The following is a 25,996-nucleotide window of genomic DNA, read 5'->3' as shown; positions in this document are numbered from 1 at the left end:
GCCCGTTGTCAATGGCGCTTTCCCCCTCGCCAATTGCCAAACTACGGTTATGATGGCGCCAGTCGAAACACAGACCCGGTGATACATGCCCGCCAAGAAAACCATGCTCCGCCCGAAGAAACAGGCAACCATGGCAAAGACACCTCCCCTCGACCTTTCCTCCCCCCGTGGCGTTTCCTCCTGGCGCGAAGCCGCGCAATGGCTGCGGGCGCGCGGGATAGAAGACATAGAATGCATCACGCCCGACCTTGCCGGCGTTCCGCGCGGCAAGATGATGCCGACGGCGAAGTTCACGGGCGATACCTCGCTTGCCCTGCCATCCGCGCTCTACCGCCATACGATTTCCGGCGAATATCCCGATGAGACCGCGAATTTCCGTTACGAGCCGCGCGACAGCGACCTGAAGCTGGTGCCAGATCTTTCCACCCTTTCCGTCGTGCCCTGGGAAACGGACCCGACCGCGCAGGTGATCTGCGACGTGGTGGATGCGGAAGGCAATTTCGTACCCTACACGCCGCGCAACGTGCTGAAGAACGTGCTTTCGCTCTATACCGAAAAGGGCTGGAAGCCGGTCGTGGCGCCGGAAATCGAATTCTACCTCGTCGCCATGAATGACGATCCGGATTATCCGCTGCATCCGCCGAAGGGCCGGTCCGGCCGTTCCATCGTCGGCGGGCAGAGCTATTCCATCGCCGGCATCAACGAATTCGACGAGCTGATCGACGACATCTACCATTTCTCAGAAAAGCAGGGCCTTGAGATCGATACGCTGATCCATGAGGAAGGTCCGGCGCAGCTGGAGATCAACCTGCGCCATGGCGATCCGATTGAGCTCGCCGACCAGGTGTTCCTGTTCAAGCGCACCATCCGCGAAGCGGCGCTGAAGCACGGTATCTACGCCACCTTCATGGCCAAGCCCATGCAGGGCCAGCCGGGTTCGGCCATGCACATCCACCAGTCGGTGGTGGAGATCGACAGCGGCCGCAATATCTTTTCCAATGCCGATGGCAGCCCTTCGAAAGAATTCTTCTCTTTCGTCGGCGGCATGCAGCGTTATGTTCCGAATGCGCTCGTCATGCTGGCGCCCTATGTGAATTCCTATCGCCGCCTGACGCCCGACATGGCCTGCCCGGTCAACAATGCCTGGGGTTACGACAACCGCACGACCGCCTTCCGCGTGCCGATTTCCGGCCCGCAGGCGCGGCGTGTCGAAAACCGCCTGCCGAGTTCGGACGCCAATCCCTATCTCGCGCTTGCCGCCTCGCTCGGCTGCGGCTGGCTCGGCATCGTCAACAATATCGAGCCGACCGAACCCACCGCCGATACGGCCAATGAAGGCTCCATCGAACTGCCGCGTGGTCTCCTGGAGGCCGTGGCGCTGCTGGAAGGCGAAGAGCAGTTCGACCGGGTATTCGGCCATGAATTCGTGGGCCTTTATGCCGGCCTGAAACGCGGGGAATTCGAGACCTTCATGCAGGTCATCAGCCCCTGGGAGCGGGAATTCCTGCTTCTCAACGTGTGAGGGGTTCTTAAAGCATGACATGGCAGAGCCCGATTGCGCCGGGACTATCCTGGTATCAGGCAACCGTCGGAGAGCGGCCGGACTATCCGGCTCTCGACGGGTCGAAGCAGGTTGATGTCGCGATCATTGGCGGTGGTTATACCGGCCTCCAGGCCGCGTGTAACCTCGCCGAAAATGGCATCTCGGTCGCCCTCATCGAGGCGCATCGTTTCGGCGATGGCGCTTCCGGCCGCAATGGCGGGCAATTCGGCACCGGCCAGCGTTCCTTCCCCGACGAGATGGAAGAAGAGATCGGCTTCGAGCAATCCAAGCTGCTGTTCGACATTGCCGAGGACGCCAAAAACTACCTGCGCGGCTTCGCCGTCAGCCGCGGCATCGACATGGAATATCTTCCCGGGCAGCTCTATGTGGCGCACAAGGCCGCTTACGAGGACGATTATCGCCGCAGTGTCGATGCGATGAATAATCGCTATGGCTATCCGCATATTTCCTACATGGAACGTGCAGAAGCACGCAAACGCGTCGGCTCCACCCATTATTTCGGCGGCACACGCGATACAGGCACCGGCCATATCCACCCGCTGAAGCTGCTGGTGGGGCTGGCAAAAGCGGCGAAAGATGCGGGTGCCGGCATTTACGAAATGACGCCTGCGAAATCCATCCGGCAAGTGGGCGGCAAGACGATCATCGAGACCCCTTTCGGCGCGATCACCGCGCCACGGGTGTTGATCGCGACCAATGCCTATATCGGCAATCTGGAACCGGTAACGGCAGCCCATATCATGCCGATCCGTTCCTTCATCGGCGCAACCGCACCGCTTGATGCCTATCCGGATATCATCCCCGGCAAAGAAGCGGTGGCCGATTCCCGTTTCGTGGTACGGTACTTTCGCAAGACGGCCGATAACCGGCTGCTGTTCGGCGGGCGTGAGGCCTATACGGCCGATACGCCGCGCGATATTTCCAGCCATATCCGCCGGCAGATCGCGGAAATCTATCCTGCGCTGAAAGATATAGAGATCAGCCATTCCTGGGGCGGCTCCGTCGGCATTACCCTGCCGCGTAAAGTCTTCGTGCGCGACGTCATGCCGGGCGTCACCTCCATCGGCGGTTATTCCGGCCATGGGGTGATGCTGTCGAACTATTGCGGCAAGCTCTATGCCGATCTCGTTCTCGGCAAAAAGGACATGCTGGCGCCCTTCGCGCAGCTGAAGGTGCCCTCTTTTCCCGGCGGGGCGTCGCTGCGCGCGCCGCTGCTTTTCCTCGCGCTCTCGTGGTACGCGTTGCGAGACAGGTTTTAGGCCAATGTTTACAGACTGTTGCCGGCGGCGGACGAGTTGGCGGAAGCAAAATTCATAATTTCACATAACTGAGTCTGGCATTTTTAAATCGATTAGATTATTGATGCCCCAACCTTTGAAGATCGAGAGAATCGATATGAGCAGTCAGATCATTCCTGTTGAACCTTTTGATTGTGTCGTTTTCGGCGGCACGGGCGATCTTGCCGAGCGCAAGCTTCTGCCGGCCCTTTATCACCGGCAGGTCGAAGGCCAGTTCACGGAGCCGACCCGCATCATTGGCGCGTCGCGTTCGGTCATGACCCACGAGGAATATCGCAAATTCGCGCAGGACGCGCTGAAGGAGCACCTGAAGGCCGGCGAATATGACGATGCGCAGGTCGCCACCTTCCTGAACAGGCTTTTCTACGTGCCAGTCGATGCCAAGGGCAATAATGGCTGGGACGTGCTGAAGAAGCTGCTGGACGAGGGCAAGGAGCGCGTGCGCGCCTTCTATCTGGCCGTCGCGCCCGGCATTTTCGGCGATATCGCCGACAAGATCCGCGAGCACAAGCTCATCACCCGCTCGACCCGTATCGTCGTTGAAAAGCCGATTGGCCGCGATCTGGCTTCCGCGCAGGAACTGAACGACACCATCGGCCACGTCTTCAAGGAAGAGCAGATCTTCCGCATCGACCACTATCTCGGCAAGGAGACGGTGCAGAACCTGATGGCGCTGCGTTTCGCCAATGCGCTTTATGAGCCGCTGTGGAATTCCGCCCATATCGACCATGTGCAGATCACCGTTGCCGAAGCGGTCGGCCTTGAAGGCCGCGCGGGTTATTATGACAAGGCCGGTGCGCTGCGCGACATGGTGCAGAACCATATCCTGCAGCTGCTTTGCCTTGTCGCCATGGAACCGCCGGCATCGATGAATGCCGAAGCCGTGCGTGACGAAAAGCTCAAGGTTCTGCGCTCGCTGAAGCCAATCGACACCAGCAACGTCGAAAAGCAGACGGTTCGCGGCCAGTACCGTGCCGGCGCTTCCGCCGGTGGCCCGGTCAAGGGCTATCTGGAAGAGCTGGAAGGCGGCGTTTCCAACACCGAAACCTTCGTCGCCATCAAGGCTGAAATCGCCAACTGGCGCTGGGCCGGCGTTCCCTTCTACATCCGCACGGGCAAACGCCTTGCGACCCGCGTTTCGGAAATCGTCGTCACCTTCAAGCAGATCCCGCATTCGATCTTCGACGATGCGGCCGGCAAGATCGAGGCCAACAAGCTGGTCATTCGCCTGCAGCCGGATGAGGGCGTCAAGCAGTCTCTGCTCATCAAGGACCCCGGCCCGGGCGGTATGCGCCTGCGTCAGGTCTCGCTGGACATGAGCTTTGCCGAAGCCTTCAACGTGCGCAGCCCCGATGCCTATGAGCGTCTGTTGATGGATACGATCCGCTCCAACCAGACGCTGTTCATGCGCCGCGACGAAGTGGAAGCGGCGTGGGATTGGGTCGATCCCATTCTCAAGAGCTGGGAAGATCTGGGACAGGGCGTGCAGGGTTATACCGCCGGCACCTGGGGTCCGAGCGGCTCCATCGCGCTGATCGAGCGCGACGGCCGCACCTGGCACGATGCCGATTGAGGGCCCGGCGATGAGCGAAACGATACACGTCTTCGACACCGCCGCCGAACTGGCAACCGCTCTTTCGGCAGAGGTTGCCAAACGCCTTGATGCGGCAACGAAGGATCGCGGTGCGGCAAGCATTGCCGTCTCCGGCGGTTCGACGCCCAAGCTGTTCTTTCAGGCGCTTTCCAAACACGATCTCGACTGGCCCAATATCAGCGTGACGCTGGTGGACGAACGTTTCGTGCCGCCGGAAAGCGACCGCTCTAACCATCGTCTCGTTGCCGAGAACCTTTTGCAGCACAAGGCGAAGTCGGCTTATTTCGTGCCGCTGTTCCAGCCGGCGGCCTCGCCGGAGGATGCCGCGACGCTTGCGACCGTCAAGACCGAGGCGATCTGCGACCCGTTCGATGTCGTCATTCTCGGCATGGGAACGGATGGCCATACGGCATCGTTCTTCCCCGGTGGAGACAATCTCTACGAAGCACTGGACCTCGATGAGCCGCGCGGCGTTTTGACCATGGCGGCGGAGAATGCGGGAGAGGAGCGGTTGACCTTCAACTTCTCCAGCCTGCACGATGCCGGGTTTCTGGTGCTGCATATCGAAGGTGCTGCCAAGAAGGCGACGCTGGAGAAGGCACAGTCGGGCGAGGATGAGGATGAAATGCCGATCCGCGCCGTGCTGAACCGGGCAGAAACGCCCGTGGATATATACTGGGCGCCATAAGCCGAACGCCACCGCCGCGATTGCGGCCCGGCGACAAAGCGCCCCGAAGACATGAAGACTGAAACACGACAACCGGCCGTTCACCTCCCGGAACGCCGGTTGCCGACCAACGAACAGGATGAACGCCCATGTCCGCCGATTCCCGCATTCAGGCCATCACCGCCCGCATCGTCGAACGTTCCAAGCCCTACCGCGAGACCTATCTCGAGCGGCTGCGGCTGCAGGTCTCGAAGGGCGTTCACCGTTCCGTGCTTTCCTGCGGCAATCTTGCGCATGGATTTGCCGTCTGTTCCCCCGCCGACAAGGACATCCTTGCCGGCGACCGGGTTCCAAACCTCGGCATCATCACCGCCTATAACGACATGCTCTCGGCGCACCAGCCCTATGAGACCTTCCCCGCGATCATCCGCGATGCGGCAAAAGAAGCGGGTGGCATAGCGCAGGTGGCAGGCGCGGTTCCCGCCATGTGCGATGGCGTGACCCAAGGCCAGCCGGGCATGGAGCTTTCGCTGTTTTCCCGCGACGCCATCGCCATGGCGGCCGGCATCGGCCTGTCGCACAACATGTTCGACGCCGCTGTCTATCTCGGTGTCTGTGACAAGATCGTGCCCGGCCTCGTCATCGCAGCCCTCGCCTTCGGCCATCTGCCCGCCGTCTTCGTTCCCGCAGGCCCGATGACATCCGGCCTGCCGAATGACGAGAAGTCGCGCGTGCGCCAGCTTTATGCCGAAGGCAAGGTCGGCCGCGCCGAGCTTCTGGAAGCGGAATCGAAATCCTATCATGGTCCTGGCACCTGCACCTTCTACGGCACCGCCAATTCCAACCAGATGCTGATGGAGATCATGGGTTTCCACATGCCCGGCTCCTCCTTCATCAATCCCGGCACGCCGCTGCGCGATGCGCTGACGCGTGAAGCTGCCAAGCGTGCGCTGGCGATTACCGCGCAGGGCAACGAGTTCACCCCGGCAGGCGAGATGATCGATGAAAGATCCGTCGTCAACGGCGTCGTCGGCCTGCATGCGACGGGTGGCTCCACCAACCACACAATGCATCTGATCGCCATGGCGCGCGCCGCCGGCATCATCCTCACCTGGCAGGATATTTCCGATCTCTCCGACGTCGTGCCGCTGCTCGCCCGCGTTTATCCCAACGGCCTTGCCGATGTGAACCATTTCCACGCCGCCGGCGGCATGGGCTTCCTCATCAAGCAGCTTTTGAAACAGGGCTTCGTGCATGACGATGTGCGCACCGTCTTCGGACAGGGCCTCGAGGCTTATACCGTGGATGCCATGCTTGACGAGAAGGGCGCGGTTGTCCGCCAGCCCTCCCCCGAGCAGAGCCACGACCCGAAGGTGCTTTCCAGCATCGAGACCCCGTTCCAGCCAACCGGTGGTCTGAAGATGCTGACCGGTAATCTCGGCAAATCGGTTATCAAGATTTCCGCCGTCAAGCCGGAACGTCACATCATCGAAGCGCCGGCTATCGTGTTCCACGACCAGCAGGAGCTTCAGGACGCGTTCAAGGACGGCAAACTCAACCGCGATTTCATCGCCGTCGTCCGCTTCCAGGGGCCGAAGGCCAATGGCATGCCTGAGCTGCACCGCCTGACACCGCCGCTCGGTGTGCTGCAGGATCGCGGTTTCAAGGTGGCGCTGGTGACCGACGGGCGCATGTCCGGCGCTTCCGGCAAGGTGCCGGCCGCCATCCATGTCACGCCGGAAGCCTCCGATTGCGGCCCGATCTCGCTTATCCGCGACGGCGACATCATCCGTCTGGACGCAATCTCAGGCACGCTGGAAGTGCTGGTTTCCGCCGCCGAACTGGCGAAACGCGAACCGGCGCGGGCCGATCTTTCCGGCAATGAATGGGGCATGGGCCGCGAGTTGTTCGCCCCCTTCCGCCGCAATGCCGGTCCGGCCGATCAGGGCGCCAGCGTTCTGTTCCATTGATTTTTGATGGGCGAAGGCCGGGTGCGGCTTTCGCCTTTCAACCCCACTTTGCGGTATCGCCTGAATGCACCTCTCATCGCCGAGAGCTGGTGCAGAAACCGCTTTATTTCCCATGTCTTAAACGTCAGACTTGTCATGCGGCTGTGATGATCGCCCGTTAGGGCCTTCTCAGCCGGCCGCGGGACGGCGGTATAGTTTCGGATGATGGGGCCTGACATGACGATATTCTCAAGCAAACGCCGCGATGTGCTGAAGCTTATGGCGGGCACCGCCCTGTTGCCGCTGATGGTAGCGGCAAAGCCAGCGCTAGCGCAGGACGTGGCGCTGCGTGCAATCGTCATCTCCGACCTGCATTCGGCCTATGAGCGTATCGGCCAGCTTCTCGCAGCCATCGAAACGCGCATCGCCGCCGACAAGGCGCCCCATATCGTCTTGCTGAACGGCGACCTTTTCGAAATCGGCAATGCGGTGGCCACACGGTCTGCCGGGGAAATCGAATGGACATTCCTGGCGGCGCTCGCAAAGCTCGCCCCCACCGTCGTCAATATCGGCAATCATGAGCCCGATATCGACAACGATCTCGCCAATTTCGTAAGCCGCGCCCAGGCGCTCGGCATCACCGTGCTGTCCAACATCGTCGACAAGCGCAGCGGAAAGCCTTTTGCTCCTGGTAGCGCCGAAGTGAATGTCGGCGGACAGAGAGTCGTCGTTACGGGTCTCGCCACCAACGCGATCAACACCTATCCAAAGACGACGCGCGAGACGCTCGACATTCCGCAGCCGGTCGAATGGGCCAAGGCCAATCTTCCCGGCATCGTCAAGGCGGGTGCGATCAACATCGTTATGAGCCATGCCGGTGTCGTTGCCGACCGCGATATCCTGCCCCTGCTGCCGGACGGCACGTTGATGATCGGCGGCCATGACCACCTGAACTTCGTGCATGAACAGGGCGCGACCCGATATATTCACACCGGCTCCTGGTGCACCTCCATGACGATTGCGACCATTGCGACACCCGGCAAGGCGGCTGCCATGGAAACGGTCGCGATCGACCTCAATGCGCCTGCCTCCCCGGCTCTCAAAACGCTGATCGAGCAGACGCTCGAAAAGCACCTGACGGCGGAAGAGCGGGCCATCGTCGGTAAAAGCGCGAAGGCGATGAACGTCGATGAGGCGGGCCGCCATGTGGCGCAGCTCATCGCCGCAAAAACCGGCGCGGATGTCGGCTTCATTGCCCATACCTCGCTGGGCGCGGGCCTGCCTGATGGCGATATTCGCCGCTATGATTTTAATGCCTCGGTGCGTTTCGACGGCACGCTGATGGTGACGGAAGTGGATGGCGCGGCGCTTGCCCAAATCCTCAAGCGCTGCAACCAGCACGGCGACATTCCGCTCGCCGCGCGCACCGGCGATTATCTTTACGCCATGCCGGAAAAGCCCGAAACGAAACAGCGCTACAAACTCGTCTGCAACGACTGGTCCGCCATCAATCAGCAAAAATATTTCGGCCGCAGCGATCTTGCCTTCACGGAAGTGCCAGAGTTGAAGTTGAAGCAGACGGTTCTGGGTGGGCTCTCTTAAGCCCACTTCATCACATTGCCTTCAGAACGACCGGATATCGAGCTTCCGGTCTCTATGCGCCGGATGCGTGCTGAACACGAAAATGCGGTCCAGTTCCTTCTGCGTCAGCATGCGCAGGAAGCGGACGTGGATGGTGTTGTTGGCGTTGACGCGCAACATCACGCAGCCGATCTTGGTGATGCGGGCGTCGGGAATATCGAGATAGAACTGGTTCGGCAGGTTATATTTCGTCAGCAGAGCCAGCACCGCTTCGGTCTGGGAGATGCGGATGACATCGCAGCGGCGCGCCGCCATGTGCATCACGGCCTTTTCGGTATATTCGATGCGTGCGGCGTTCATGGTATCTTCCATGCGAAACCGGCTTTCGCGGTCATACATGAAGGATTCTTCCTTGCTCAGGTAATGGTTCCTGATGACACCCGTACCGCTCTGCACGCCCAGACTCCCATGCTCGATCAATGGATTGAGACTAGGTCATAGTCTTTAACAATTCATATCAGCGCAGGCTTAAACAGACCGGAAGCGGGACATTTCTGACATTTTTCCACAGCGGTAAAAAGGTCAGCAAAAACCCCGGAACGAGGAGGTTCCGGGGCATGGTTTCGGTATCGACGGCGATTAGCTGCGATAGGTCTTGCCCTCGGCGTCGAAGAGGTGGAGCTTTTCCTGCGGTGCCGCAAAACGCAGGGTTTCGCCCTTGCCGACGGAAACGATGCCCGGCACCTTGACGATAATCGGTTCCTGCCCCTTGGGCGCTTCGAGATAAAGCAGCGTCACTTCGCCGAGCGCCTCGACGATCGCGACTTTTCCCTCGAAAAGATAATCGTCCCCGGTGACGATGCTCAGATCTTCCGGCCGGACACCGAAGCTCGCAGCCTTGCCCTTTTCGGTTGCGGGCGTCGGAACATAAACGGCGAGCGTCTTGCCGCCGGCAAGTTCGATGGAGGTCCTCTCACCGGTTTCGGTGATCTTTGCAGCGATGATGTTCATGGCGGGCGAGCCGATGAAACGCGCCACGAAAAGATTGGCCGGCCTTTCGTAAAGTTCGAGCGGCGCACCCACCTGTTCCACACGGCCCGCATTCAAAACGACGATACGGTCCGCCAGCGTCATCGCCTCCACCTGGTCGTGGGTGACGTAGATCATCGTCGTATCGGCCATCTGCTCGTTGAGCTTGGCGATCTCGATGCGGGTGGCGACACGCAGCGCCGCATCGAGGTTCGAAAGCGGCTCATCGAACAGGAAGACCTTGGGATTGCGGCAGATGGCGCGGCCAATCGCAACACGCTGTCGCTGGCCGCCTGACAGAGCCTTGGGCAAACGTTCCAGATATTGCGTCAGTTGCAGGATTTCGGCGGCGGCACGGACGCGGCGGTCGATTTCCTGCTTGTTCTCTTTCGCGATCTTCATGCCGAAGGCCATGTTGTCATAGACGGTCATATGCGGATAAAGCGCATAGGACTGGAACACCATGGCGATACCCCGCCGCGAGGGCGGGATTTCGTTGACGAGCTGGCCGTCAATAAACATCTCGCCGCCGGTAATTTCCTCCAGGCCGGCGATCATGCGCAGAAGCGTCGATTTTCCGCAGCCCGAGGGACCGACGAAAACGATGAATTCGCCCTGTTCGATCTGAAGATCGATGCCGTGCAGGACCTTCACCTGCCCGTATGATTTGCGGATATCCTTGAGAACGAGACTTGTCATGGGTGTTCCTCCCTCATCTGTCAGGCGTAACGGGCGAAGAATGCGCCCCATGCCGGAAGTTCTACGCTTCTGCCTTCAAGACCGCCTGCAAAGCCGTGGCCTTCGAGAACCTCCCAGTTCCCTTCCGGCAGCGTCGCCTTTGCCGGCGTTGCGGACAGATTGAAGAGGCAAAGCACGGTTTCATTGCCGAGTGTGCGGGTGTAGCTTAGCACTTCGCCCTCAACCGGCTGGAATTCGATGCCGCCCTTGGCAAAAGCGGGATGCTTTTTGCGGAAGCTCAGGAAGCGGCGATAATGTTCCAGCACCGAGGCCCCGTTGCCCTGCTGGGCGCTGACGGCGCGCTGCTTGTGCTCGGCCGGAATGGGCAGCCACGTCTTTTCCGACGTCGAGAAGCCCGCCTGGGCATGACCGGCATCCCACACCATCGGCGTGCGGCAACCGTCGCGGCCCTTGAATTCCGGCCAGAACTGGATGCCGTAGGGATCCTGCAAATCTTCAAAAGCGATGTCCGCTTCGGTGAGGCCGAGCTCCTCGCCCTCATAGATGCAGACGGAACCGCGCTGCGTCATCAAGAGTGCCGAAAGCACCTTGGCGAAGGCGTCCTTGTCCTCGACATGCTCGCCCCAGCGGCTGACATGGCGCACGACATCGTGGTTGGAGAAAGCCCAGCAGGCCCAGCCTTCCGGTGCGGCTTTCGCAAAATCCGCCTGCACATCGGCGACGCGCTGCGGAGTGAGCGCATCGGGGGCGAGGAATTCGAAGGCGTAGCACATCTGCATCTTGTCATCGCCGGATGTATATTCGCCGACGATTTCGAGGCCGCGCTGGCTGTCACCGACTTCGCCGACGGCGGCGATGTCAGGGAACTCGTCCAGCACCGCGCGGAAGCGCTTCAGGAAGGCGATGTTTTCCGGGCGGTTCTTGTCGTAGAGATGCTCCTGGAAGTTATAGGGATTGACCGCCGGAGCCGTGGAGGCGTTGCGGCGCTCCGGCGCGAGCGCCGGGTTGTCGCGCAGCTCGAGGTCGTGGAAATAGAAATTGATGGTGTCGAGGCGGAAACCGTCGACGCCGCGCTTCAGCCAGAAACGGGTGATGTTCAGCAGCTCTTCCTGCACTTCCGGATTATGCAGGTTGAGGTCAGGCTGCGAGGTCAGGAAGTTGTGCATGTAATATTGCATGCGGGTCGGATCCCACTGCCAGGCGGAACCGCCAAAGATCGACAGCCAGTTATTGGGCGGCGTGCCGTCCGGCTTGCTGTCCGACCAGACATACCAGTTCGATTTCGGATTGCTGCGGCTGGCGCGGCTTTCCACGAACCACGGGTGCTGGTCCGAGGTATGCGACATGACGAGGTCGATCATGACGCGGATACCGAGGCGATGGGCCTCGGCGATCAGGCCGTCGAAATCGGCAAGCGTGCCGAACATCGGATCGACATCGACATAATTCGAGACGTCGTAACCGAAATCCTTCATCGGCGAGGTGAAGAAGGGCGAAATCCAGATCGCGTCGGCACCCAGATTGGCGATATGCGCCAATCGGTCGGTGATGCCCTTGAGGTCGCCAATGCCATCGCCATTGGAGTCCTGATAGGAGCGCGGGTAAATCTGATAGATAACAGCGCCGCGCCACCAGTCCTTGTTGGGTGTCAAAGCGGAAGTCACCGAAGCGGTCATGGAAGTGTCCTGTCTGGTATGGGCGTTCATGGAATAATCAGCCTCCCTTGACGGAGCCTGCGAGCAGGCCACGCACGAGATAACGTTGAAGAGCGAAGAAAACGCAGAGCGGCACGACGATGGTGACGAAGGCCGAGGCGGTGAGGATTTCCCAGTTGCCGCCGCGCGAACCGAGCAGCGCATTGAGCGCACCGGTCAGCACCAGCTCGTCCTTCTGCGTGCCGAGGAAGACCATGGCCACGAGCAGGTCATTCCAGGTCCACAGGAACTGGAAGATGGCGAAGGAGGCGAGCGCCGGAAAGGAGAGCGGCAGGATGATCTTGACGAATATTTCAAAATCGCTCGCGCCATCGACACGGGCGCTTTCGATGATCTCTTTCGGCAGGCCGGAAATATAGTTGCGTAGCAGATAGATGGCGAGCGGCAGGCCGAAGGCGGTGTGCGCCAGCCAGATGCCGGCATAGGTCTTGGATGGCACGCCGAAGATGGTGCCGATTTCATTATAGAGCCTGAGAAGCGGGATCAGCGACATCTGCAGCGGCACGACGATAAGGCCCACTACCATGGCAATCAGCAGATTGCGGCCGGAAAAGCTCATCCATGACAGCGCATAGGCGGCGAAGGCGGCAATGAGGATCGGGATGACGGTCGCCGGCACGGCGACGGTGAGCGAGTTGACGAAGGACTGGCCGATGCCTTCCGAGGTCAGGACCGTGCGATAATTATCGAGCGTGAAGACGGGCGGCGTCGCGACGGAAATATAGACGCGCTTGCCGCGAGAGCCTTCAAAGCTGGATGCCTTGCTGTATTCATAGGTGCCGTCCGTATTGACGAGCAATGTTTCGCCGTCACCGATATCGGCCGCCTCGCCGGCTTTGAACGCCGTGGGCTCCTGTACGCGAACGCCGAAGGCTGCAACCTTGCCGCCCTGTCCGCTTTCGAAAACATTGCCCGATATCACATAGCGGCTGCCATCCTGCTTCTGCACGGAAGCATCGGCGAGGCGCACTGCCGAGGTCTGTTCTGAACTGGAGAAGGCCGTCCACCAGCCCGACACGGTGATCTGGTCCTTGTCGCGCAGCGAGCTGACGAGAATGCCGAGCGTTGGCAGGAGCCAGAGCAGCACGACCACCAGAACGCTTGCATGGACGATGAGGCGCGGCAGGCCGACGCGGCGAAGGCGTTTGAAAATATTCATCTCAGCGGCCCTCCATCTCACGGTTCGCCTGGCGGATGTTCCAGACCATGATGGGGGTGACGGCCGCCATGATGATGAGCGCGATGACCGCACTTCGGCCGCTGTCGCCACCGCCGCGGAACATCCAGTCGAACATGAGATTGGCGAGGACCATGGTGTTCCATTGGCCGTTGGTCATGGTCAGCACGATATCGAAGACCTTGAGCACGAGAATGGTGATCGTCGTCCAGACGACGGCGATGGTACCCCAGATCTGCGGCACCATGATCTTCCAGAAGATCTGCCAGCCATTGGCCCCGTCGATGACGGCCGCCTCGATGGTTTCTTCAGGGATGCCGCGCAGCGCCGCCGACAGGATGACCATGGCGAAACCGGTCTGGATCCAGATGAGGATGATCATCAGGAAGAAATTGTTCCAGAAGGGCATGGAAATCCAGACTTCGGGATTGCCGCCGAAAAACTCGACGATGGCGTTCAAGAGGCCGATCTGCACCTGCCCTTCGGCACGGTATTCATAGATGAATTTCCAGATGACGGAGGCACCGACGAAGGAGATCGCCATCGGCATGAAGACGATGGATTTGGCGATATTGCCCCACCAGATGCGGTCGGTCATGACGGCGATGACGAGGCCGAAAAAGGTGCAGGCGGCCGGAACGACGGCGAGCCAAAGGATATTGTTGAAGATCGACTGCCGGAAACCGGCATCGAAAAACGCCCAGCGATAATTGGCAAGACCGACGAATTCGCTGCCGGTCCGGTCATAGAAGGACAGGATCAGCGTGGCGATGACGGGGTAGACCAGATAGACCAGCAGGAGGATCAAAGCCGGGCCGATGAACAGCCAGGGCCGGACCGCCGCGCGGCGATTGAGGTTGCGGGATGCCTGCAGCACGTCTCCCGAGCGGACCGGAAAGATCGCCTGAAGCACCTTGTCGGATAGCCAGTAATAAGCAGCGCAGGCAAAGACCCCCGCCACCATCACGCCGATGGCCGAAACGAGTTGTTGAGCCATGTTCCCTCCCTTGATCCTCTCCGCGCCGCGCTGATTTATGCGGTCGTCGGGGCAGCGCCCTTGGTAAGGGCCCGGCAGCAAACCGCCGGGCCTGATCCGATATCTTTACTTCAGGCCGTCCCAGGCCTTCTGGATATCGCTCGCGACCTGATCGGCGGACTTGCCGCCGACGAAATCGATCATGCCGGTCCAGAATGCGCCGGCACCGATCTTGCCGGGCATCAGGTCGGAACCATCGAAGCCGAAGCTTGTCGCGGTCGTCAGGATTTCGCCCTGTCGCTTCATCTGCTCATTGGCATAGGTTTCGACATTCACACCCTTATAGGGCGTGAGGAAGCTGGACTGCGCCATCCAGACCTCATGGGCGATCGGGGTCTGCAGGAATTCGACGAAAGCCTTGGCGGCAGGCGCTTCCTTGGTGATGGTGACCAGCGTGCCGGCGCCGAGAACCGGCTTGCCGAGATCAGGCTTGGACGCGTAAGTCGGCATGTAGAAGAAATCCGCATCCGTACCCACTTTGGTGCCTTCCGGGAAGAAGGACGGAATGAACGACGCCTGATGGTGCAGATAGCATTTCGGCGGAATGTCGAAGAGGCCCTTGGGGCTGTCGCGGAAATCGGTGGAGGCCACCGCCGCGACGCCGCCGCTGACATATTTTTCGTTCTTGGCGAATTTGCCGAATTCGTTGATCGCTTCGACCACGGCCGGATCGGTGAACTTGACCTCGTTGGTCGTCCATTTTTGATAAACGTCGAGCGGCTGGGTGCGCAGCATCAGGTCTTCCACCCAGTCCGTTGCCGGCCAGCCGGTTGCCCCGCCGGAGCCGAGACCGATGCACCAGGGCGTGCCGCCATCGGCAACGATCTGGTCCGTCAGCTTGAACAGGTCTTCCATGCTCTCGGGCACCTTGTAGCCCGCTTCCTCGAAGTTCTCAGGCACGTACCAGACAAGCGACTTCACGTCCGCCTTGAAGGGAAAGGCGAAATAGGCCTTGTTGCCGTCCTTGCCCTTGTAGCTGCCGAGGTCGACCCAGGACTGGCCCGCGCCGTAATTTTCCTTGACCCAGTCGGCAGTCTTTTCGCCGAGCGGCACGAGGAAGCCCTTGGCGGCCAGATCGGCCAGAAGGCCGGGCTGCGGCAGGATGGCGATATTGGGCGGCGAACCCGCCTGCGTATCGATGACGATCTGCTGCTCGTAATTTTCCGACGAGGAATAACGGACGTTCACGCCGGTCGCATCGGCGAAGTAGGCGAGCACCGACTGGAACAGGGCCTCGTCTTCACCGCGCCACGGGCCGAAAATCGTCAGCGTCTGGCCTTTCAGATCGGCATGGGCCGCCTTGAAGTCCTCGTAGCTTTTCCAGTTGAACTTGGCGTCGCCGCCGGGTGCAAACTTCAGGTCGGCGGCGAAGGCCGCACCGGACAGCAAAGCCATGACGGCGGCCGTCGCCAAAAGAGTCTTCTGCATGTGATTTACCTCCCATCACATAAAAGGCTCAAAGCGTCCTCTCCAATCAAAGCGCTTTGGCTGCCTATTCATCTCATTGTCATTAAGACGGAGTCAAGAGGCTCTTTCTGCGGAAACGTTGCAGCGCCCTATGAATAGTCATATTTAATTCGGAAGGCGGCTATCCTTTTCGATTGAGAAATACGGTGGAGACTGGTAAAAATCTAAAGCGCTTTGGGAATTGAGGAGAGGCTTTGCCGTATTCCCGGGCGCGCGCATGGAGGAATGACAGACATGAACCTGAAACAGCTGTCGCAACTGCTGGGCATTTCGCAGACGACCATCAGCAGGGCGCTCAACGGCTATCCCGAGGTCAGCGCCGAGACGCGCCGCCGCGTCATGGAGGCTGCCGAAAAGACAGGCTATCGCCCGAATGCGGCCGCGCAACGGCTGGCGACAGGTAAGGTCGGCTCCATCGGGCTTGTCATGCCGATTGGCGAGCATCACCGTTCCGACGTGCATTTCGGCGAATTCCTGAGCGGTCTCGGTGAGGAGGCATCACGCAGCGGCTTTCATCTCGTGATCATGCCGACCGAGCCGGAAAAAGAGCGCGAAGCCCTGCGGGGGCTCGCCGCAAGCGGCAGCGTCGATGGCATCTATCTCGCCTATATGAAGAAGAACGACCCGCGCATCGCCATGATGCAATCGCTCTCCCTGCCCTTCCTCGTGCATGGCCGCTCCGTTGGCGTGGAGGAGGATTATCCCTATCTCGACGTGGACAATGAGGGTGCCTTCCGCGATGCGACCCAGCTTCTCCTCCAGCTTGGCCATACGCGGATCGGGCTTCTGAACGGCCCGGAGGGTTATGATTTCACCTACCGGCGCTGTCTCGGGGTCGAAAACGCGCTTTCGGCAAATGGCCTGACATTGCATGCGAACAACAAGAGACACAGCAGCATGACCGATGAGGAAGGTTATCTCGGCATGGAAGCGTTGCTGTCACGCCCGGAAAAACCGACCGCCATCCTTTGCGCCAGTACCGCGCTTGCGCTCGGCGCGATCCGTTCGCTCAACCAGCGGGGCTTGAAACCCGGCAAGGATATTTCGCTGATCGCCCATGACGACGTGCTGCCACTTTTGAAGCCCGATAATTTCTCCGTGCCGCTGACCACCACCCGCTCATCACTCCGGGCGGCCGGGGTGCGCGTGGGCCAACGCCTGATCAATCGCATCAAGCTGAACCACACGGAACCGCATCAGGAACTCTGGAAGGCGGAACTCGTGGTGCGCGCCTCGACGGGGCCGGCTCCGAAAGCGTAAAGTCTGGCCTCAATCCCCCGGCCGTCATACCGGCCTTGAGCCGGTATCCAGCCAGCCCAAGTCCTTGGGCTGAAAAGAGTCGTCTCGCCGCGCAGACGCGCGTCGGCTGGATTCCGGCTCCAGGCCGGAATGACGGAAGTGAGGGCGCAGCGCACAAAAATCGCTGTGCCGTGTAGTTTGATTGAACGCAACAGGATTAAAACTTTGGCGCGGTCAGACCCAGCGCGCGATGTGCGGCGATGACGGTGTTGGCCATCAGCATGGCGATCGTCATCGGGCCGACGCCGCCGGGAACCGGCGTGATAGCGGCGGCGACGGCGCTCGCCTCGTCATAGGCGACATCGCCCACCAGCTTCGACTTGCCTTCGCCTTTTTCCGGCGCCGGAATGCGGTTGATGCCGACATCGATGACCGTCGCGCCGGGTTTTACCCAGTCGCCCTTGACCATCGCCGCGCGACCGACCGCCGCGACCAGAATATCCGCCGTTTTGCAGATGCCGGCCAGATCCTTGGTGCGGGAATGCGCCATCGTCACCGTGGCATTGGCATTCAGGAGAAGCTGGCCCATGGGCTTGCCGAACAGGTTGGAGCGGCCGATGACCACGGCGTTGAGGCCGGAAAGGTCTTCGCCGTGAATACCACGTACCAGAAGCATGGCGCCGGCAGGCGTGCAGGAAATGAGACCGGTTGCGAGATCGCCGGTCGCGAGCTTACCGGCATTCAGCACGCTCAAGCCATCCACATCCTTCTCCGGCAGGATCGACTGGATGATCTCATCGGAATTGAAGTGTTTCGGCAGGGGAAGCTGCACCAGAATGCCATGGATGGAGGCATCGGCATTCAATTCGCCGACCAGCTTGAGGAGTGCGGCCTGCGTGGTTTCCTCCGGCAGCGTGTGCTGGATGGAGTTGAAACCGCATTGCTTGGCCATCTTGCTCTTGGAGTTCACGTAGGCATGGCTGGCCGGATCGTTTCCGACGATGACAACCGCGAGACCGGGCTTTACGCCCTTTTCCGCCTCAAGCGCTTCTGCCGATTTGCGGACCGCCTCCGTTACCGAAGCCGCCTTCGCCTTCCCGTCAATCACAACTGCCATGCGTCCTGCTCCTGCTGGGTTACGTAGGCTCCGTATGGTGCCCCCTTCGCAGGAATGCAAGCGAAAATGCGGCGTTTTCAGGCTGTTTTGCGGTAGTCTTCGCGGCGATCGGCGTAATCGGCAAGACGCTCTCTCAGGAACGCCAGTTCGCGTCGCAATTCCATCAGTTCCTCGGCTTCGGCCTGGGCATGGTCGAAGTCCCCGGCCAAGGCTTCGGCCAGAAGCGGTGGAAGTCCGGAAGAGGCCGGATCAGCACTCCTGACCGTGCGGTTGCCCATCAGGACCTGCCGCACGCGCTCGTCCAGCGGCATGTCGTCGTCGTCATTGACGGCCTCGCCGTAATAATCGGCAAAGCCGTCTTCCTCCGGCTTGATGTCCTCTGCGGCGACGTCCGGCAGATCGTCGAACACAGCGGGCTCGATCGGTTCGAATTCGGAAATCTGCAGAGACTCGACCGGCGGCTCGACGGAGGATGGAAGTTGCGCGCCCTCTTCGCTGAGCAATGCGCCCTCCTCTTCCTCATCATGGCGACGGTAGCTCAGGAGATAAAGACTGCCCATCAGGCCGATCAAGGCGCCGCCGCCCGCCAGCATGGCAGCTTGCGTCAGATCGCGGGTCAACTCGCCGGGGGCGGCCTTTTTCACCAAACGGGTCTCGACCGCGGGCGTGGCGGAGGCGGAGAGGTCGCGGCGTTCGCTTGCCTCGAGATAGACATTTCGCGCCGTTTCCAGTTCGCCCTGCAATCTGGAGAACTCGCCGGGGGCGACACCGAGTTCGTTCAGGCGGTCGAGGTATTTCTTTTGCTCGCCATTGGCGGTCGCGATCTCCTGAGAGATGCGCTTTTCATCCGCCCGCAGGCCTTCCAGCAATTGCCGCAATGCGGGGGCGGCAAGCGCCTGTGCGGCATCCACCGCATTCTGGGCGGCGATGCGGCGGGGGTGTTTCGGGCCGTAATCGACCGAAACCGCAGCAAGCGCCATGCTGGCGGTCGAGTGTTTCTGCCTGATATCCTCAAGCGCTGAAAAACCCACGCCGGCCGGCAGAGGCTTCGCAAAGACATCATTCGGCTTCAGCGCCGAAGCCGCCGTCAGATCGGCCTGAATGGCCAATTGCTGCCGGGTGGTTCGCGCCAGACTGTCGTTTACGTCGCGCAGCTGCTGTTCGAGTTGCTGCGCCTCGGCCATCACGGCGTCACCGTGGCGCATCTGGAAACCGTTTAGCGCCGCTTCCGCCTCATCGAGCCTTGTCCGCGCCCTCTCCGTCTCGCGCATGGCAGGAGTCATGGTGCCGGCCTTGCCATCGGCGATCACACGCATCGAGAGGTAATCGGTCAGCCGCATGGCGGTTTCCGGCGTTGCGGCCTTGCCGGTCACGATGAGCGTATTTTCATCCGGAGTGAGTTCCAGCCGGATCGCTTCGCCCACCGCACCGTTCACCGCCTCACGCTCGGATAGCGGACGCGCATCCGCGCCGGTCAGAAGGTCGAAAAGCAGGCCAAGCTCACCCTGATTGCGAACGCCGACCATATCGGCGGACTTCAGCTTGAGATCGGCGGTTATACGGTCGAGCCCGGAGGGTGAAAGCAGGGTACGACGCGCCATCGCGAGAAAACGGGCAGCATCGGGGGCATCGTAAGCGGTCTGGGAGACCTCGATCCGGGCCCGCGAAACATACCCGCGAAAGCCCGAATCGACCAGCAGAAGCGGAAGGGCAGCCCCGGCAACGGTGGCGGCGGCGATGCAGCCGGACGTCAGGAGCCGCCGACAATGTCTGCGCCATTGCGATACGGGCACAGCGACATCATCCTCGTCAGGGCGGATCGCCATCATGTCCGGATTGTCATCAACCATCTGAAGCCGTCTGCCGCCCTCGGTGCCGCCCGCAACGGGCGACTGTCAAAACCTTACGAGAGGTTAAAGGATCGTGGCAAACAAATGGTTAACGCAACGCCTGCGAGAACGGCCTCAGCTCTTGCCGAGCGCGATGTGCCAGGGTTCGGCGCAGAGGCTGTAGAGCCAGCTCATGTGAAGCTTGCGGAAAATTTCCGGCATGCCGGCCACTTCCGAAGACAGGACCTTGAACAGCGGACCAACCGCGATGGTGACCCGTGCATTCTCACGGCTGACGGTGCGGTGCAGCCATGTCTCCTGGTTTTCCTTCGACATTCCCGCCAGCAGAATATCCACCTTGACGCCCGATGCATCGCGGTTCAGCATGACGAAATCGTGCCAGGGCGCGTGCGCCCGCAATCTGGCGAGAACCTCGCCGATCTGCGCCGCATCATCTCCCGCCACACCGATACGCTTCGGCACGGCCATATAGGTCAGAAGCGCCATCACAAAGGCGACGCCGTCGATGGGCGCAGGCAAAGGCTCCCCATTCTCGCTGCGCGCGGCGCGCCTCATTGCCTTGCCCTGCGGCAGAAGCAGGCAGCTTTCCAGAATCTGCCGGTAGGCGTTGTCCTTGAGCGAAAGCTTCGCCTTCTCGATGGTGAGAAAGGACAGCATCGTGTGCCCTTCACAGGCAGACGCCCTGCCGCTGACCAATTCCAGCGCCCCATTCCAGTCGAGATCACAGACGCGCAGTCCGTGGATATTCCGTTGCGATTCCGGCCGCGCGAAACCTGACGCGAAACTCATTGCCAACCCCCAAATGCCAAACCCATCGCCACCGATCCAATGCATGGTCTGCGGGATCGTGGTTCATGGGCTTGTTATACAGGTGCAGGTTGAATTTAGCTTGAAAGCAATCTCTAGAATGCCTGGGGATGCGGCAAGAGACAATTAACCAGAAGGATGCTCCGCATACCCTATCCGGCCGACGCCCCTCGCCTGCTGGTCGTCAGTGGCTTGGCGCCGCTTCTTTGCCGGCCTCGGCCTTCTCGCCCTCGACGAGCTTGACCGAACGGGGCGTGCCATTGCCGTTCTGCTCGCGGATGTCGGCTTTCGACAGATAATCGAGCTGTTCGATCAGCACGTCCTCGACCACCTCGTCATCGAGCCTTTTGTTCAGCCCCTCGCGGATGCGCTGCTTGAAGGCTTCGGGATCGAAGGTGGAAATATTGGCGATATTGACCATGGAAGAACCCGCAAGCAGCGTGAACAGTTCGTCGGTCATCAGCTGCGTTGCCGGCAGCTCGATCTTCGCCATCTTGGTCTTGTCGACGCGCAGCGAAATACGGCTGAGGAAATAGCCGTTTACCCCGCCGTCATTGATGACGGGGATCGTGATGCTTTCGCCCTTGACCAGTTGCAGATTGGCCTTTTTCGCCCCCGCCTCATCCGGCGCGGGCGCCGTCGCCAACTGGACGGAGAAATACACCGCGCCGAGCGTGACGGCGCAAACCCAGACGCCAGTGAGAAGAAGCTTCAACATCAGGAGGCTGCGCCGTACATGAACTGTTCCTGCGAATAGGTGCCGTCCGTATCGGCTTCCTGAATGGCGTTCTTCAAGAGGTCCGCAACCGCGCGAACCGCATTCAGATGCGCCTCGACGCGGCTGGCATTGGTGGCGAGCTTGGACTTGATGCCCTTGACCTGCTCCATGTAACCGGCGGCGATTTCCTCGCGCGGGGTATCGCGGAACAGCATCGTCAGCTCATAGAGGCAACGGCTCTTGTGGGCGTTGGAGACCTTGAAGTCGAACTGGGGGTCCTTACCGATATTGTCGTTCTCGTTGTCGATGATCATCTCAAGGCGGCCGAGAACGGATTGGATACGGTGGTCGTTCGACATAAGGTCCATGCTTGTCTCCTCGTTAAGGTTTTTCATTCTCAAGCCTCGTCCGTTTTCTCATTGGAAACGCCGAGGACCTGCCGCTCGAACTCCGCCACCATCCGAATTGCAGCATTATTGTCTTTTTCATTCATCGATACGTCGGTAATGCCTTTGCTTTCAGCCTTCCGAAGCGCATCCTTGTAAGCCTGTTCCGCGATGCCGACGCCGCCATTTCTGGAAATCGTGTCGGCAAACTGTTCGGCCATCATGCTCTTCCAGATCTCGCCGGCATTGCCCTTGCCGTAAACTTCCTCGCTGTCTTTCGGCAGCATGTTGGCCACGAAGGTCTGGAGCACCGAGGCTTCATATTTGCGGTATGTTTCCGGGATTTCGGTGCGGGCCGCGCGAATATTGGTGTCGCCGAGACCAGCCTTGGAGGAGGCGCCATCCAGCATGTCGACCGCGGCGCCAAAGCCCTTGCCGGCATCGGCAAGGCTGGTTGCGGCAAAAGCCGCCTTGTTCGCCTTGAGTTTTTCCTGGGCGACCTGAACTTCCTGGGGGTCCGCAGCGCGAACCACATCCATCACCAGATCACTTATCACCGATATCGCCACGTCCAGATCTCCCGAGCTGACGAATGGGCGGCACAGAAAGCCGGCGCATCCGCTCCATCAAGAAACATCGCCGGAGACGTCGTCAAAAACGCCCGCGATGCAACAATAGGACAGACTATGGATCGCCAACCTTGCTGGAGGCTGGTGTGTGGGAAACATTCGTAATTTCTAACAAATCATAGATTGCATTATCGTCGGCCTCGCGGTCCTCAAGATCGCGCGCAAGGTGCATCCTGTCCTCCAGCCGGTCAGCCTTGGTCTTTTCCTTCAGGACCTTGTTTTCCTGAAACTGCTGAACGCCTTCAAGCTGGCGGTCCTGGACGACGAGACGGCCGTAGCGGTCCGAATAGTGTCGGGAAAATGTCTGATGCACCGGTTCCATGGAACTCATGGCTTCCAGCACGTTCTCCATGGATTGCGCAACTTCCGCCCGTGTGCGGGTGGTATCGGCCAGTTCCACTTCGGCCATTTTTTCCATATGCCGCTGGACGGTTACCAGACGCTTGAGTTTGGCCGAGCGCTTGTCCGAAGCCATCGCATTTCCCCCGATCAAAAGCCGATGAAGACGGGCCCGAAACCATCCACGAATTGGCGGATGAGGGCCGCGACCGACAGGTAAAGCATGAAAAGACCACCCGCGAGAACGAAGGGTGTCGAGATAAAGAAGACCGGAATCTGCGGCGCGAGCTTGTTGATGAGGCCGACCGCGACGTTGAACATCAAGCCGTAAATCACGAAGGGGCTGGCAAGACGCAGCATGATCGAAAAAGAGGCCCTGAGCGTGTCGGTCAGCGTAATCAGCATCTTCTGGCCGCTGATCAGCGCACCGACCGGCGTGGCGGTGTAGGAATCCACCAGCGCTTTGAGGACGATGTGGTGGAAATCGAATATGAACAGAACCAGCAGGCCGCCGAAGGTGATGAAGTTGGATATCTGGTTTTCCTGCACGTCTTCGATCACATCGGCCCCGCCCGGCGCACTGAGACCGATGGAAGCGCCGATGAGCGCACCGGTGAACTGGAAACCGAGGGTGTAGAACCGCGCGATCAGGCCATACATCGAACCGATGACGACCTCTGTGAAGATGAGGCCGACGACCGTGCCCTGGCTTGCGCCGGAAACTTTCGGATAAATCGTGTCCCACAGCACGGGCAGAAGCGCCATGGACACCGCGACGCACAGAAGCATGCGAATCTGCGGCGAAATGCGCGAGCTTGAAAAGCCCGGCATGGTCATGAAGCATGCGCCGATACGGCAGATGGCAAGGAACAATGCAATGATTGTCCCCTGCGGGTCGGTTATCATGAAATGGCGCCCAGAATCTTGATCTCGAGACCCTTGGCCAGTTCCACATGCGAAAGAACCGGCAGGGTCGCAAAGAGTCGCTCGATAATCATGCGCACATAGGACCGCGTTTCCGGCGAGGTTACAAGGACAAAGGGCAGGCCGCGATCCATGAATTCACGGATAACTTTGGATGCCTGCTCGGAAAACTCCTCAAGATGGCGGGGATCGATGTCGAATTCGACGATTTCGCCCTTCTGGTCGCGCTTCAGCGCCTGATGGAAGACCATATCCCATTTGTTGCCGAGGCGCAGGACGCGCAACACGCCATTGTCGGCAAGATCGCCGCAGAGCTGCTGCGACATGCGCACCCGCACATGTTCGACGATCTGTTCCGTCTTGCGCACATGCGGCGCAAGTTCGGCGACCGCTTCGAGAATGAGATGCAGGTTGCGGATTGAGACGCGCTCGGCGAGCAGCAGTTTCAGCACCGCCTGCAGGCCGGAATAGGACATGTGCGACGAGCAAATCTCGTCGGCCAGCTTCTTGTATTCCGGATCGAGCCTGTCGATGAGGATTTTGACGTCCTTGTAGGACAGGAGCTGCGGCAGGTTGTTGCGGATGACTTCGCTCAGATGCGTCAGCACCACGGAGACGTTGTCGATCGGATGGAAGCCTTCGCGCTTCAGATCCTCGGTGAAGGTCTCAAGAATGGAGACGGCGGGCATGCCGAAAGCGGGTTCGCGGATTTCGTCGCCGGGAATGCTCGGCTTGCGCCCTGCCCCGGTCACGACCAGCACGTCGCCGACGCGCAGGTTGCTGGATGCGATGGTCGTGCCGTGAACGCGAATCTGATAGGCTTTTTCCGGGATCATGATGTCGTCGGAAACCTTGATCTCGGGTACGACGAAACCGTATTGGGTCGCGAATTTCTTGCGCATCTTGCCGACACGGAAGGCCAGTTCCTGATGCGCCCCGAGAAGGCGGGTGGAAACCTGCTTGCCGAGCGCCAGTTCGATCTCGGCCGTCTTCAGCACCTGCTTGACCGAATCCTTTTCCGCCTCGGTGGTCTGGAGAACCTTGTTCTCCTCTTCCTGACGCCGCAGCGCGCTTTCGGCCTCCGCCTGGCGCGGAATATACCAGCTGCCGAAGGCCATGATGCCGCCGAGGAAGATGAAGGGCAGGAAGGGAAGGCCCGGAATGATGGCGAGCAGTCCCATCAGCATGGCCGAGACCATCAGCGCGCGCGGATAACCGCTGAGCTGATTGACGACCGCCTGGTCCGTCGAGCCGGCGGTGCCGCCGCGCGAGACCAGAAGGCCGGCTGCCAGCGATACGATCAGGGCCGGGATCTGCGAGACGATACCGTCACCGACCGAAAGCTTGACGAAAACGTCGGCCGCTTCGCCGATGGGCATGCCGTGGCGGAAATAACCGATGATGATGCCGCCGAAAATATTGATCGCGGTGATGATGAGGCCGGCAATGGCGTCGCCACGCACGAATTTCGAGGCGCCGTCCATCGAACCGAAGAAGGAGCTTTCCTCTTCCAGCTCGCGACGGCGGCGCTGCGCTTCCTTTTCGTCGATGATGCCGGCGGACAAATCCGCATCGATCGACATCTGCTTGCCGGGAATGGCGTCCAGGGTGAAACGTGCGCCGACTTCGGCGATACGCGTCGCACCCTTGGTGATGACGATGAAGTTGACGGTGATCAGGATCAGGAAGACGATCAGACCGATCACGAAATCGCCGGACATGACGAGGCTGGAGAAGCCCGCAATCACGCCGCCCGCCGCCGTCGGCCCTTCATTGCCGTGGGAGAGGATAACGCGCGTCGTCGCGATGTTCAGCGACAGGCGGATCATCGTCGCGATCAGCAGCACGGTCGGGAAGGACGAGAAATCCAGCGGCCGCTGAATCCAGAGCGCCACCATGAGGATGAGGACCGAAAGCGCAATCGAAAAGGCCAGACCGATATCCACCAGCATGACCGGAATGGGCAGGAAGAGAACGCAGAGGATCGCCACGATGCCCAGTGCGAAACCGATGTCACGCGTGCTCGGACTGACCTTGGGCAGGGAGATGACTGGTGGTTGCGCCATAAATTCGTCCTGTCTCTTCATGAGAAGGGCGACGGAAAAGCCGCCGCACGGTTCCGTAACAACGGTTTTCGAAAAGCGCACGCAATTCGGCCCGATGCTTTGCGCCTATCCCTAGCGGCTGAAGCTTGCGCGAAGGTGGCATCCG

The 25,996-nt window shown here is 60.2% G+C and carries 22 protein-coding genes; 7 read left to right on the top strand and 15 right to left on the bottom strand.

Annotated features, from left to right (window positions below):
- The first annotated feature begins 85 nt into the window (after positions 1-85).
- The 6 genes from PIB16_RS02440 to PIB16_RS02415 all read left to right on the top strand — a co-directional run bounded on the left by PIB16_RS02440 (position 86) and on the right by PIB16_RS02415 (position 8,674).
- Positions 86-1,522, top strand: a complete 1,437-nt coding sequence (locus PIB16_RS02440; protein ID WP_035260676.1) for a glutamine synthetase family protein — start codon at positions 86-88, stop codon at positions 1,520-1,522.
- Positions 1,523-1,536: 14 nt separating this feature from the next.
- The gene (locus PIB16_RS02435) at positions 1,537-2,823 is read left to right on the top strand and encodes an NAD(P)/FAD-dependent oxidoreductase (RefSeq protein WP_142844019.1); all 1,287 of its coding nucleotides are present in this window, start codon (positions 1,537-1,539) and stop codon (positions 2,821-2,823) included.
- A gap of 136 nt (positions 2,824-2,959) precedes the next feature.
- Positions 2,960-4,435 carry a glucose-6-phosphate dehydrogenase gene (gene zwf / locus PIB16_RS02430; protein ID WP_065654429.1) on the top strand — a complete coding sequence of 492 codons (1,476 nt, stop codon included), beginning with the start codon at positions 2,960-2,962 and terminating at the stop codon, positions 4,433-4,435.
- Positions 4,436-4,445: 10 nt separating this feature from the next.
- On the top strand, positions 4,446-5,144 hold the full coding sequence (gene pgl, locus PIB16_RS02425; protein ID WP_271044909.1) for a 6-phosphogluconolactonase: 699 nt from the start codon (positions 4,446-4,448) through the stop codon (positions 5,142-5,144).
- Between the two features lie 128 nt (positions 5,145-5,272).
- Positions 5,273-7,093 (top strand): phosphogluconate dehydratase, encoded by a 1,821-nt coding sequence (gene edd, locus PIB16_RS02420; protein WP_271044908.1) that lies wholly within the window; start codon positions 5,273-5,275, stop codon positions 7,091-7,093.
- A 216-nt stretch (positions 7,094-7,309) separates the two neighbouring features.
- A complete protein-coding gene (locus tag PIB16_RS02415; protein WP_271044907.1) occupies positions 7,310-8,674 on the top strand; it encodes a metallophosphoesterase in 1,365 nt (454 codons plus the stop codon).
- 21 nt (positions 8,675-8,695) lie between these two features.
- Here the strand turns inward: PIB16_RS02415 and PIB16_RS02410 are convergent, their stop codons facing one another.
- The 6 genes from PIB16_RS02410 to PIB16_RS02385 all read right to left on the bottom strand — a co-directional run bounded on the left by PIB16_RS02410 (position 8,696) and on the right by PIB16_RS02385 (position 15,737).
- The gene (locus tag PIB16_RS02410) at positions 8,696-9,052 is read right to left on the bottom strand and encodes a hypothetical protein (RefSeq protein WP_035236048.1); all 357 of its coding nucleotides are present in this window, start codon (positions 9,050-9,052) and stop codon (positions 8,696-8,698) included.
- Between the two features lie 240 nt (positions 9,053-9,292).
- Positions 9,293-10,381 carry an ABC transporter ATP-binding protein gene (locus PIB16_RS02405; protein ID WP_220319284.1) on the bottom strand — a complete coding sequence of 363 codons (1,089 nt, stop codon included), beginning with the start codon at positions 10,379-10,381 and terminating at the stop codon, positions 9,293-9,295.
- 20 nt (positions 10,382-10,401) lie between these two features.
- Positions 10,402-12,057, bottom strand: a complete 1,656-nt coding sequence (bglA, locus tag PIB16_RS02400; RefSeq protein WP_271044906.1) for a beta-galactosidase BglA — start codon at positions 12,055-12,057, stop codon at positions 10,402-10,404.
- Positions 12,058-12,094: 37 nt separating this feature from the next.
- Positions 12,095-13,255 carry a carbohydrate ABC transporter permease gene (locus PIB16_RS02395; protein ID WP_125144802.1) on the bottom strand — a complete coding sequence of 387 codons (1,161 nt, stop codon included), beginning with the start codon at positions 13,253-13,255 and terminating at the stop codon, positions 12,095-12,097.
- A gap of 1 nt (position 13,256) precedes the next feature.
- Entirely contained in the window at positions 13,257-14,270 is a 1,014-nt protein-coding gene (locus PIB16_RS02390; protein ID WP_004432574.1) for a carbohydrate ABC transporter permease, read from the bottom strand.
- A gap of 105 nt (positions 14,271-14,375) precedes the next feature.
- Positions 14,376-15,737 (bottom strand): ABC transporter substrate-binding protein, encoded by a 1,362-nt coding sequence (locus tag PIB16_RS02385; RefSeq protein WP_220319280.1) that lies wholly within the window; start codon positions 15,735-15,737, stop codon positions 14,376-14,378.
- A 273-nt stretch (positions 15,738-16,010) separates the two neighbouring features.
- Between PIB16_RS02385 and PIB16_RS02380 the strand changes: the two genes are divergently transcribed.
- Positions 16,011-17,036 (top strand): LacI family DNA-binding transcriptional regulator, encoded by a 1,026-nt coding sequence (locus tag PIB16_RS02380; RefSeq protein ID WP_125144803.1) that lies wholly within the window; start codon positions 16,011-16,013, stop codon positions 17,034-17,036.
- 196 nt (positions 17,037-17,232) lie between these two features.
- Here PIB16_RS02380 and folD read toward each other — a convergent pair whose 3' ends face one another.
- From folD to flhA, 9 genes are all read right to left on the bottom strand, one after another.
- Complete coding sequence (gene folD, locus PIB16_RS02375) at positions 17,233-18,132, bottom strand: bifunctional methylenetetrahydrofolate dehydrogenase/methenyltetrahydrofolate cyclohydrolase FolD (RefSeq protein WP_078051250.1); 900 nt, start codon at positions 18,130-18,132, stop codon at positions 17,233-17,235.
- A gap of 77 nt (positions 18,133-18,209) precedes the next feature.
- Positions 18,210-19,982: a GumC family protein gene (locus tag PIB16_RS02370; RefSeq protein WP_271044905.1), complete on the bottom strand. Its 1,773-nt coding sequence runs from the start codon at positions 19,980-19,982 to the stop codon at positions 18,210-18,212.
- A 114-nt stretch (positions 19,983-20,096) separates the two neighbouring features.
- Positions 20,097-20,771 carry a WecB/TagA/CpsF family glycosyltransferase gene (locus PIB16_RS02365; RefSeq protein ID WP_271044904.1) on the bottom strand — a complete coding sequence of 225 codons (675 nt, stop codon included), beginning with the start codon at positions 20,769-20,771 and terminating at the stop codon, positions 20,097-20,099.
- A gap of 202 nt (positions 20,772-20,973) precedes the next feature.
- A complete protein-coding gene (locus tag PIB16_RS02360) occupies positions 20,974-21,507 on the bottom strand; it encodes a flagellar basal body-associated FliL family protein (RefSeq protein WP_004432561.1) in 534 nt (177 codons plus the stop codon).
- Complete coding sequence (locus tag PIB16_RS02355) at positions 21,507-21,875, bottom strand: hypothetical protein (RefSeq protein WP_026363659.1); 369 nt, start codon at positions 21,873-21,875, stop codon at positions 21,507-21,509. The genes PIB16_RS02360 and PIB16_RS02355 overlap by 1 nt, the downstream gene beginning before the upstream one ends.
- A 29-nt stretch (positions 21,876-21,904) precedes the next feature.
- Positions 21,905-22,462, bottom strand: a complete 558-nt coding sequence (locus tag PIB16_RS02350) for a rod-binding protein (protein ID WP_065654443.1) — start codon at positions 22,460-22,462, stop codon at positions 21,905-21,907.
- A 115-nt stretch (positions 22,463-22,577) separates the two neighbouring features.
- On the bottom strand, positions 22,578-22,997 hold the full coding sequence (locus PIB16_RS02345) for a hypothetical protein (protein WP_004432556.1): 420 nt from the start codon (positions 22,995-22,997) through the stop codon (positions 22,578-22,580).
- Between the two features lie 14 nt (positions 22,998-23,011).
- Positions 23,012-23,767: a flagellar biosynthetic protein FliR gene (gene fliR / locus PIB16_RS02340; protein ID WP_020812910.1), complete on the bottom strand. Its 756-nt coding sequence runs from the start codon at positions 23,765-23,767 to the stop codon at positions 23,012-23,014.
- Positions 23,764-25,851 carry a flagellar biosynthesis protein FlhA gene (flhA, locus tag PIB16_RS02335; protein WP_004432552.1) on the bottom strand — a complete coding sequence of 696 codons (2,088 nt, stop codon included), beginning with the start codon at positions 25,849-25,851 and terminating at the stop codon, positions 23,764-23,766. Before flhA ends, fliR begins: the two co-directional genes overlap by 4 nt.
- Positions 25,852-25,996 lie beyond the last annotated feature (145 nt).

Origin of the sequence: Agrobacterium sp. ST15.13.015, from assembly GCF_027871645.1 — a bacterium.
Classification (GTDB): domain Bacteria; phylum Pseudomonadota; class Alphaproteobacteria; order Rhizobiales; family Rhizobiaceae; genus Agrobacterium; species Agrobacterium leguminum.
Note: the sequence above shows the minus strand (reverse complement) of the source record. Positions and strands in the feature narration are given on the sequence as shown.